Below are 9346 nucleotides of genomic sequence, written 5' to 3' on the forward strand. Positions count from 1 at the left end.
CATCGAGCGGGACGCCCCGGCGCTCGACCAGTCCGTCGGTGTAGAGCAGCACTGTCGAGCCGGGATCTAGGCTGACCGGTGTGGTCGTGCCGGGGGCTGCCCACCGTCGCCCCCAGCAGCCGGTCGGCCGGGCGCTCCAGCAGCTCCGCCCGCCCGTCCGGGTGGAGGAGCACCGGTGGGGGGTGCCCGGCATTGGACCAGCGCAGGGTGCGCATCCCGGTCTCGGCCTCGGCCGGGGTCTGCTCGACCTTGGCCAGGACGGCGGTGACCAGGGTGTCGATGGCCTAGGTGCTCGATGGCCTGGTCCAGGGCGCCGAGCACCCTCGCCGGCGGTTCGACCAGGGTGTGGGCGATGCCGCGCAGCACGTTGCGCACCTGCCCCATCGCCGCGGCGGCCTCCTGCCCGTGCCCGGCCACGTCACCGACGACCAGCTGGGTGCTCCCGTCGGAGACGAGGAAGGCGTCATACCAGTCCCCACCGACCTGCACCTCGTGCACCGGCCGGGACGTAGCGGACGGCGATCTGCAGGTGATCGGGCTGCACGGGTGGGGTGAGGCAGGCCTGCGTTGCAGGGCCTCTGACATCTGCCGGCTGATCGTGGCCGCTGACCGTTCGGTCCTGCCGCTGCAGCAGCCGGTCCAGCGCCTGCGCGCACTGCGCGGCGAACGCGGTGAGCAGCTCCACCTCCCCGACGGCGAAGTCCTGCGGGGATTCCCAGCTGACCGTGATCGACCCGAGCACCCGCTCCCCCACGTGCAGCGGCAACGCCGCCCACGCCTCCCGGCCGAAGGTGGCGTACCCCTCGGTCATCGCGGCCGAGAACGTCGTCCCCGCTGCGCGGTCGGGGATCAGCACCGGGCGGCCAGTCCGCGCAGCGACCGTCGCCGGGAGCTCCTCGTGCAGCGCGAGCGTGGAGTACATGCGCTGGGCGTCTGCCCCGAGGGAGTCGGTGAGGTGCAGGCGCAGGCTCGTTCCCTCCTCGTTGATCACCCCGACGGCGGCACCGTCTGCCCCCAGCACGGCCAACCCGCGCAGCACGATGCCGGTGAGCCCGTCAACGGTCTCCGCACCGCCCAGCTCCAGCGCCACCTCAGCCAGCGCCGCCAGCCGCCGCGAGGCCCGCGCCTCGGCCTGCCGGACCTCCCGCAGGTCCTGGTGGCGGGCACGCAGGTCCCCGGACAGCCGCTCCGACTGCCGCCGCAGGTCCTCAGCCACCGCCCGGGCCATCCGGCTGCTCTCCCGCTCGGCCATCAGCTCGGTCAGGTCATCGAGCGTGTTGAGGATGCCGACCGGCCTCCCGTCCGCGCCCAGCAGCGGGGTGTTGACCACGCTCCACCAGCGCTCGACCAACGTCCCGCCGTGCTCGATGGGATAGCGCAGCAGCGGCATCCGATGCGGGCGGCCGGTCCTCAGAGCTGTGCGCATCGAGACCCCGAGCGGGCCCGCCTCCCCCAGCCCGTCCGGGTCGGGGAACAGATCGAAGGTCCGGCGGCCGACCATCTCCTCCCGTGATCGCCCCAGAGAGCGCTGATGGGCCTCGTTGGAATCGACGATCACCAGGTCGAGGTCCAGCAGCGACGCCGGCGCCGGCCACGTATCGAACACCGACCGGTACCCGGCCAGACCTAGCGACTCCATGTGTCCTCCCAGGGGCATCAACCACCGGGGGTGCGAGGTTGGGTCGTGTGCGACCGGCTGACTCTACTGCCCACGACCCCGACCCCAGACGCGGTGTGACCTGGGACTGAGCCCCCTTGTCGGGGCAGCCTTCCCGCCCGCTGGAACAGCTGCGCATCCGATCCCGTGTGGTGTCACAGCCCATCCGGCTCAAGTTCAGGGCTCAACCAGCCGTACCGTGGGACAGCGGCCTCGTGACCACGCGGGGCGGTCAGCCACGGACTCCCTCACAGGGTGGCAGCCAGCCCGATGAGTGATCCCACCGGCACCCCGACCGGCTACGCCGATGCCTTCACCTCCTGGCACGCCAACCGGCCTACCCCGCAAGCCACCGACACCCGCCTAGCCCTCGAGCTCGGGTCGCTGCGCGGACTCAGCATGGTCCGCCGGCAGGTCCGGGACTTCCTGCTCTCCTCACTTGACGTCGGCCGCGACGACGACGCCTCCCCCACAGTCGAGGACGCCGTGGAGAAGGCCATCCTGGTCATCGACGAGCTGACCTCCAACGCCGTCCGGCACGGCGCCCTACCGGCCAGCCTGCGCATCGCAGACGAAGACGGCCACTGGCTCATCATCGTCACCGACGCCGCCCCCGACCGACTTCCCGCACCCGCGCGGGAGCGGCCCGCCGGAGGCGGCGGCTACGGGCTCTACGTCATCGCCGACCTCACCGCCACCCACGGCGTCCACTGCGAACACGACCGCAAGCACGTCTGCGCCTGCCTGAGCAAGCCCACCTGACCAGCTCCACGCAGCACCGCGAGGACCTCAGCGTCCACGCCAGACGCATCCGCTCCCGCCGCAGCACCCCGGGGTGATGACACGTCGGGTCCTTGGGAGCAGTTGGCAGCACTGGTGTCGGCAGCTCACAGGGCCCCTGATGCGAGGACAGCACCCCAGGCGACATGGATCGGCGTCAGAGCTCCGGCCCCCGAGGCGCTCGATATGTCCAGGCGGGAAACGCCCTAGTAGATGAAGGTCGCGACTGTGCCGCGCAGGTCGCTGGCCATCCGGGACATCGCTGCAGGTGGCCGGCTGGTCTGGGAGGTCGCCAACGCGGTGGAGGTGCCAACGTCCCGCCGTGGGCTGCGCACCGCCCGGCCACAAACACGTGCGGGCCAGCATCCTCTACTCGGTCTGACAGAGCTGCCCCCGTGACACCCGCCGGTCTGACCGGCTGGTGGGCGCGGGAGGGTCAGATGACCGGTGAGGTGAACTCGGCCAGCAGCCGGCGCAGGGTGCGAGCCCGGCGCGCCCCCAAGCTGGCCTCCAGCTCAGCGAGGATGCGGTAGGCCGCAGCGCGCAGCTCCTGCCCACGTGGGCTATAGCGGACCAGTCGCCCGCCCCGGCGGCACGAGTTGTCCACCAGCTCCACCAGTCCCAGGCGGTGCAGGCCGTCGATGAGTTGTCCGGTGGCCTGCCGGCTGTTGCCCAACCGGCGGGCCAGCTCCGCCGGTGGCGTTCCGCCCTCGTCCAAGACGGCGAACAGCAGCGTCTGGGCTGGACTCAGCCGCGGCCAACCCTCCTCCTCCTCCTCCTCCAGCAGGTCACGGGAGCGGGCGTCGAACCAGCGGCTGGCCAGCAGCAGCAGACGCGCCAGCGGTGGGTCAGGGCTCGCGATTCCCTCATCCATTAACCCAGGCTAACGACCTGGCCTCCCACCGTCAGGGTTCCTGACACTTTATGATCTCCCCGACAGACTGTTGCGCACGATGAAACCCTTTCAGGACACTGAGCGCGCCCGGCGCGCGACGGTGTGCGCATTCTTGGAGGCAGGCAGGAAGGTTGTAGTGGACGAGCCGGTCGACCCGCTGTCTCTAGATGTCGCGGAGGCCGATCGGCTGCGCGCCGAGCTGGCCATGGACGCCGCCGGGATCGGCACCTTCGACTGGAACCTGGTCACCGGGGAGTTGGACTGGGACGACCGACTGGTCGAGATGTTCGGCTACGACCCGGCCACCTTCGACCGCACCATTGAAGGGTTCAACGTCCGCCTGCACCCCGGCGACCTGGACCGTGTCACCCAGGCGCTCAGCACAGCGATCGCCACCTGCGGTGACTTCCAGGCCATCTACCGGGTGTGCCTGCCCAGCGGGGAGCTGCGGTGGATCTCCGCCCGCGGCCGCACCCTGTGCGACCCCGCAGGCACCGCGGTCCGGCTGCTGGGTGCCGCCTCCGACGTCACCAGCCAGCACGAGGCCGACCAGAGTGTGGCCCGGGTGCTGGAGGCCATGCCCGCGGCATTCTATTCCCTGGACCGGGACTGGGCCTTCACCTACGTCAACGCCCACGCCCAGCGCCTGCTGCAGCCGGTCAGCGGGGACCTGGTGGGCAAGAATATCTGGGAGGTCTTCCCCGACACGATCGGCAGCCCTTTCGAGACCTACTACCGCCAGGCCATGAACGCCGGCGAGCACGCGACCTTCGAGGCCTACTACCCGCCCCCCCTGGACGGCTGGTACGAGCTGCTGGCCTGGCCCAACCCCGATGGGCTGGCCGTCTACTTCCTCGACATCACCACCCGCCGGCAGGAGATCGAACGGGCCACCGCCGAAGCCGCCCGTGCCGCCCAAGCCGCCGCCCGGCTGGAGCTGCTGGCCGCGGTCACCGAGCAGCTGGCCGGCACCATGCAGGCCGAGACCGCGGTCGCGCGCCTGGCCCGCCTGGTGGTGCCCACGCTGGCCGACTGGTGCGTGGTGACCCTCGTCGATGACGAGGACACCGCCGGTGGGCGGCGCACCATCCGCGACGTCGGCTGGTGGCATGCCGAGCAGTCGATGCTGCCCGTCGTGGAGGCCTACGCCCGCGACCGCATACCCGCCCTGCGCGATGACGCATTCCTGCTGCAGGCCCTGCAGTCAGGCAAGCAGACCGTCCTTGAGCGCGACGCCACCACCCGCATCCGCACCGTCCTGCACCCCGGCCCGGCGATCGAGCAGCTCGAGCAGCTCGCGCCGGAGTCCTTCGTGGTCCTGCCGCTGCAAGCCCGGGAACGCACCGTGGGCCTGCTCACCCTGTTCAACAGCGCAGCCCGCGGCTCTTTCTCCGCTGACGACCTCACCACCGCCGGCGAGGTCGCCGCCCGGGCCGGCCAGGCCTTGGACAACGCCCGCCTGTACCGCCAGCAGCGGCTGCTGGCTGAGGAACTGCAGCACAGCCTGCTCACCGCCCCCCCCGAACCCGACCACGCCGAGGTCGCCGTCCGCTACCTGCCCGCCGCCGAAGCCGCCGCGGTGGGTGGTGACTGGTACGACGCCTTCCTGCAGGCCAACGGCGCCACCATGCTGGTGATCGGCGACGTCGCCGGCCACGACATCACCGCCGCCGCCGCCATGGGACAGCTGCGCGGACTGCTGCGCGGAGTCGCCACCACCGGGAACCCCACACCAGCACAGGTGCTTACCCGGCTGGACTCATCCATGGCCCTGCTGGACATGCACACCCTCGTTACCGCCGCGGTCGCCCGCTTCGAACAAGACATGGACGAACGCTGGCACGGGGTCACCCGGATGCGCTGGTCCAACGCCGGGCACCTCTCACCGCTGGTACTGGCCACCGATGGCACCGTCACCGACCTCGCCCCCGCACGCGCCGAACTCATGCTCGGCGTCCAACCGAACACCCCCCGCTCCGACGCGGTCATCAGCCTCGACCGCGGCGCCACCGTGCTGCTCTACACCGACGGGCTCGTCGAACGCCGCGACGCCGACCTCGACACCGGCATCGACCAGCTCAAACAGCTGCTCCGCGAACTAGGCCACCTGCCCCTCCAGCAGCTGTGCGACCAGCTCATCGACCGCCTGGTCTCCGGCCGACCCGACGACGACGTCGCCCTCGTCGCCGTCCGCCTCCACCGCCAAGACCAGCCCCGCCCCGCAGAAGCCGGCCCCAAACGGCTACCTGACCCCATCCCCGACGAGCCACACGAGCCAAAAGCCTCCACCCGCAGCTGACCGACGTTCTGTCGGTGGAGTCGGGAACGGTGCCGCGCATGGCAACACCTGAGGCCCTGGCTGACTACCGGCAACCTTTGGACCGCTACAACCAGCGGATCGACGAGATCGCCGACACGCTCCGCGGCGCGCCCCGCCCGGACATCCTCCGGGCACTCATCGAGGCGACCGCCGAGATCAGTGCCTGCGTCCCAGTCCGTCAGCTGGAAGTGATGGCCCGCCGGATCTCCGACGGTGAGGACACCGACGAGCCTGCCGAGGAGTGGCACATCGCCTGACCACTCCAGGACAAGTCGTTGCCGAACAAGTCAAATGTGACTAGTATTTTGGTCATGGTTACGCAGAGCCTGGCGTCGGTCAAGGCGTCGTTCAGTGAGGTCGTCTCCAACGTCGCGGGCACCCATGAGCGCGTCACCATCACCAAGAACGGGGCCCCGGTTGCAGTCCTCCTCGCCGCCGAGGACTACGAGTCCCTCGTGGAGACCCTCGCGATCCAGTCAGACCCGCAGGCGATGACTGACATCCGCCAGGCCGAGCGCGACTTCGCTGCCGGCGAGGTACACGACGAAGCGGAGATTCGAGCCGCGCTGGCCGCGCGCCGAGCATGACCCCCGAGCCCTACACGGTCCTCCTGTCCCCTCAGGCCAAGCGCGCCATCGAGCGCGACCTGCCCGAGGCCGTGGCCGCAGCAGTCGTCGACTTCCTGTTCGGCGCCTTGGCCCAGAACCCGCACCGCGTCGGGAAGCCACTGCGCTTCGACCTCGAGGGCTACTACTCCGCCCGGCGCGGCCAGTACCGCGTCATCTACTCGATCCACGACGAGCAGGTCCAAGTCCAGGTCGTCCGCATCTCCCACCGAGCGGACGCCTACGGCTGATCCCTGGGGTCATCCGGCTTTTCGGTGTCGTCCGGCCGCTCAGCCCTGATCCACCGATAGGATTGGTCGTCCGCTGATTTCGGAGTTCGGCGGCTGCTGCGCGGTGGTGGGCGTGGCTGATCGACCGGCCTGTCCGGTTCTTCCACTGCGCGGTCTCCGGTCGTGCCGTCGGGGCGGCGGGTGGTCAGGTCGCTGCGGCGGCCGGCGGACTGGTCGCGGTATCAAAGAGCAGGCGCCAGGCCCCAGCCCATGGCCAGTCGCGTGGCAGATGCACCACGAGCTGGCGCCCGGTGGCCGCGATCCGCGCCGCAACCTGGATGATCTTGGTGCGGAGGGTGGCGAAGCGGGCGGTGGCCATGCCGGCGGCCACCGCGGCGGCGCGGGCGAGGTTGAACGCGATCACCGCACACGCCAGCCAGGCGGCGTTGGCCGGGTAGGAGCCCGAGGGCAGGTGCGCGAGCGGGCCGGCCTTGAGCTCGGCGATGACCTGCTCGACGATCGCGTGTGCGCGGTGGGTGAGGTCGGCCTCGGTCGTGGTCAGGGTCGAGTTGGTGATGAACGCGTGGTACCGCCAGGCGGTGAACAGCTCCTCCTGGCCGGCCGGCACCGACGCGGGGTTGAGCCGGGCGACCCGGCGCACCACGAGCCGGCAGGGCACGTGGTCGGCCTTGCGCCGCCCGGTGAACGCGACGAAGTCGATCTCGGCGACCTCGGCCTCGGAGATCCACTGCCGCGCCTGCTCGTCGAAGACGGCCTGCCGGTAGCGGATCGGAGTCCAGCCGTTCTCGGCGATGCCGGCGATCGCCGCGCGCACCTTGGGGTCCATCCGGGCGGTCACGGAGAACCAGCCCCCGGCGGTGAGCACGGCGCCGACCAGGGCGTGACCGTAGATTGCCGAGTCCGCTCGGGTGAGCAGCTGCCCGACCGCGCCGGCGCGGCGGGCGGTGCCGATCGCCCGGGCCGCCAACTGGCCGACCCCGGCCGCCGATGCGCTGTTGCCCCGCCGCAGCCGGGCGCCGGCGATCACCGGCGCGGCGATCGGCGTCGACACGGTGGCCACGATCGCGTTCAGCCCGCGCACCCCGGTGTAGCCGAACGCGGCGCCCTGCTTGGCGTAGCCGTGCACCTCGCGCACCGTGTCATCGATGTCGAGGTAGACGATCCCGGCCCGGCCGCCGCCGGCCAGCAGTTCCGGCACCCGGCCGGTCAGCCCCGCCAACAGCGCCGAGGCCGCGAGTCCAGCTGCTGGACATGCCCGTGGGTGAAGGTCCGCAGGTGCGTGCCCAGCGTCGAGGATGCGCGCACCCCGGAGAACAGCCGGCGCATCCCCCCGTGCCGCAGCACGTCCAAGTCATCGATGGAGTCGGCACCGGCGAGCATCCCGCCGATCACGCACACGGTCTTGGCCGCCGCGTTCGGACTGGGCACCGTCAACCCGGACAACTGATCATGCAGTCCGGCGGACTCGGCCAGCCGCAACACCGGGACCAGTCCCGCGGTCGACACCAGATTCGGGTCGTCGAAAACAGGGCGAACCCTGTGGCAGGCTTTCACTTACGAGGTGCCCCTCTCGGGACGGCTGGCTGTGGACGTCGCAATCGACATCCTGCCTGCCCGGAGGGGCACTCTCGCTTCTACCTCACATCCCGGACACCAAGATCATCGGTGGATCAGGGCTCAGTCGGTATCTCGGGGCAGATCAAGACACTTGGAACCTCGATTTCAGACGATCGGTGATCGACCAGCTAGACCTCATGGTGCGCATTGATCCACGGTCGATGGTTGTTCGTGACCAGTCGTACTTCGCGGCCTCGCCGAGCGTGTAGTTGGGCACGCGCCGATAACAACTCGTTATGTAGCTGGCCGTCGTCTGTACCGGGGATCTGCGAATGGGCCACCGGCTACAGCGCTGACTGCTAGACGTCTAGCTCGGGCGGCTCATCGATGGTGAAGAACGGGGCCGTGGAGGGCATGGATTTCCCGCAGGTCGCTCGGGCCGTCACCGTCGACCCGCCGTCGCGGTACATGAGTGCGTGGGCCCGTGATCCCCGATCGCTTCCGGAACCACCCTTCGGCGACCGGGGATCCGACTGTCGCAGCACCCGGATACCAACCCAGGGGAGGCTGCGCGTCGTGGGCCCGCTTGCGCGGACGCAGTGAGTCTAGGAAGGCCGCGGCCGGAGCCGCACCCATGTGTGGTCCATGCCTGCTCGAGGTGACCTCTGGGGCACACCGATGTCCGGCTGCAGCTGCTCCTGCAGCCACGCTGCAGCGGTGGGTAGCTCGACGAGCAGCGCCTGGCCGAGGAGCCCGGCCAGCTCCCACTGGTGCGGCGTGAGCCCGCCCGGGCGGGTCAGCAGGTAGACGGGCCCGGACCGGGTCGGGAGCTTGGCGGGCAGCTGCTCGAGGACCTCGCTCGTGAGCACGACGGCGTCGGCGTGGGCCCAGCGCTGCAACAGCTCGGTCGGCGTGGTCCAGGAGATATCGGCGACGTCGGGTCGCCAGGTGCCGCACAGCCCGACCGGGACCCCAGGCCGGCTGGGGCGCCGCCACCGCCACGGTGCCTCGGCGTAGCCGGGCAGGTGCTGGGCCGCGGCGTGGGCGACGTCGACCGTGAACCGGTGGGCGGCGCTGCCGGCCCAACCTGGGGAGTCGGCGGTGGCATGGCTGTAGGCGTGCACGGCCTTGAGCACCTCCACCGGTTCCCAGTCCTCGACCGGACGGTGCCGGTAGGTCAGGAGGCGCCCGGCGGGCAGCCGGCCGCGACCGCGGCCGGCGCGCCAGCGCGCGGCGGCCAGGTTCTCCTCGAGCAGCAGCTGGCCGGCCTCGTCGGGGGAA

The 9346-nt window shown here is 70.8% G+C and carries 9 protein-coding genes and 2 pseudogenes; 5 read left to right on the top strand and 6 right to left on the bottom strand.

Annotated elements, in window-relative coordinates; genetic code table 11:
• The 3 genes and pseudogenes from FB380_RS26290 to FB380_RS23880 form a co-directional block, all read right to left on the bottom strand.
• Positions 1-281, bottom strand: a 281-nt coding sequence (locus FB380_RS26290; protein ID WP_166757867.1) for a SpoIIE family protein phosphatase, incomplete at its 3' end; no start/stop codon positions are given.
• 13 nt (positions 282-294) lie between these two features.
• Positions 295-498: pseudogene (locus tag FB380_RS26295) on the bottom strand (PP2C family protein-serine/threonine phosphatase); the annotation flags it as partial.
• The gene (locus tag FB380_RS23880; RefSeq protein ID WP_166757859.1) at positions 464-1639 is read right to left on the bottom strand and encodes a GAF domain-containing protein; all 1176 of its coding nucleotides are present in this window, start codon (positions 1637-1639) and stop codon (positions 464-466) included. The pseudogene FB380_RS26295 and the gene FB380_RS23880, both read right to left, overlap by 35 nt.
• A 288-nt stretch (positions 1640-1927) precedes the next feature.
• On the opposite strand from FB380_RS23880, the gene FB380_RS23885 reads away from it, so the two are divergent.
• Positions 1928-2419, top strand: coding sequence for an ATP-binding protein (locus FB380_RS23885; protein ID WP_166757860.1), 492 nt, complete (start codon positions 1928-1930; stop codon positions 2417-2419).
• A 454-nt stretch (positions 2420-2873) separates the two neighbouring features.
• Here the strand turns inward: FB380_RS23885 and FB380_RS23890 are convergent, their stop codons facing one another.
• Positions 2874-3311, bottom strand: a complete 438-nt coding sequence (locus tag FB380_RS23890) for a MarR family winged helix-turn-helix transcriptional regulator (protein ID WP_166757861.1) — start codon at positions 3309-3311, stop codon at positions 2874-2876.
• A 157-nt stretch (positions 3312-3468) separates the two neighbouring features.
• Between FB380_RS23890 and FB380_RS23895 the strand changes: the two genes are divergently transcribed.
• The 4 genes from FB380_RS23895 to FB380_RS23910 are packed head-to-tail and all read left to right on the top strand — an operon-like array spanning position 3469 to position 6508.
• Positions 3469-5631, top strand: coding sequence for a SpoIIE family protein phosphatase (locus tag FB380_RS23895; RefSeq protein ID WP_166757862.1), 2163 nt, complete (start codon positions 3469-3471; stop codon positions 5629-5631).
• A 38-nt stretch (positions 5632-5669) separates the two neighbouring features.
• Positions 5670-5909 carry a hypothetical protein gene (locus tag FB380_RS23900; protein ID WP_166757863.1) on the top strand — a complete coding sequence of 80 codons (240 nt, stop codon included), beginning with the start codon at positions 5670-5672 and terminating at the stop codon, positions 5907-5909.
• Positions 5910-5963: 54 nt separating this feature from the next.
• Positions 5964-6239 (top strand): type II toxin-antitoxin system Phd/YefM family antitoxin, encoded by a 276-nt coding sequence (locus FB380_RS23905; RefSeq protein WP_166757864.1) that lies wholly within the window; start codon positions 5964-5966, stop codon positions 6237-6239.
• On the top strand, positions 6236-6508 hold the full coding sequence (locus FB380_RS23910; RefSeq protein WP_166757865.1) for a type II toxin-antitoxin system RelE family toxin: 273 nt from the start codon (positions 6236-6238) through the stop codon (positions 6506-6508). The genes FB380_RS23905 and FB380_RS23910 overlap by 4 nt, the downstream gene beginning before the upstream one ends.
• Positions 6509-6692: 184 nt before the next feature.
• Here the strand turns inward: FB380_RS23910 and FB380_RS23915 are convergent.
• Both FB380_RS23915 and FB380_RS23920 read right to left on the bottom strand, forming a co-directional pair.
• Positions 6693-8062 (bottom strand): annotated as a pseudogene (locus FB380_RS23915) (IS1380 family transposase).
• A 608-nt stretch (positions 8063-8670) separates the two neighbouring features.
• On the bottom strand, positions 8671-9346 hold a 676-nt coding region (locus tag FB380_RS23920), incomplete at its 5' end, for a hypothetical protein (protein ID WP_166757866.1).

Origin of the sequence: Modestobacter marinus, assembly GCF_011758655.1 — a bacterium.
Taxonomy (GTDB): domain Bacteria; phylum Actinomycetota; class Actinomycetes; order Mycobacteriales; family Geodermatophilaceae; genus Modestobacter; species Modestobacter marinus.

What these genes read in the sequence shown, in the direction of transcription:
- FB380_RS23905 (WP_166757864.1), top strand. Translation starts at nt 5,964, where the DNA reads ATGGTTACGCAGAGCCTGGCGTCGGTCAAGGCGTCGTTCAGTGAGGTC.
- FB380_RS23890 (WP_166757861.1), bottom strand. Translation starts at nt 3,311, where the DNA reads ATGGATGAGGGAATCGCGAGCCCTGACCCACCGCTGGCGCGTCTGCTG.
- FB380_RS23900 (WP_166757863.1), top strand. Translation starts at nt 5,670, where the DNA reads ATGGCAACACCTGAGGCCCTGGCTGACTACCGGCAACCTTTGGACCGC.
- FB380_RS23885 (WP_166757860.1), top strand. Translation starts at nt 1,928, where the DNA reads ATGAGTGATCCCACCGGCACCCCGACCGGCTACGCCGATGCCTTCACC.
- FB380_RS23880 (WP_166757859.1), bottom strand. Translation starts at nt 1,639, where the DNA reads ATGGAGTCGCTAGGTCTGGCCGGGTACCGGTCGGTGTTCGATACGTGG.
- FB380_RS23910 (WP_166757865.1), top strand. Translation starts at nt 6,236, where the DNA reads ATGACCCCCGAGCCCTACACGGTCCTCCTGTCCCCTCAGGCCAAGCGC.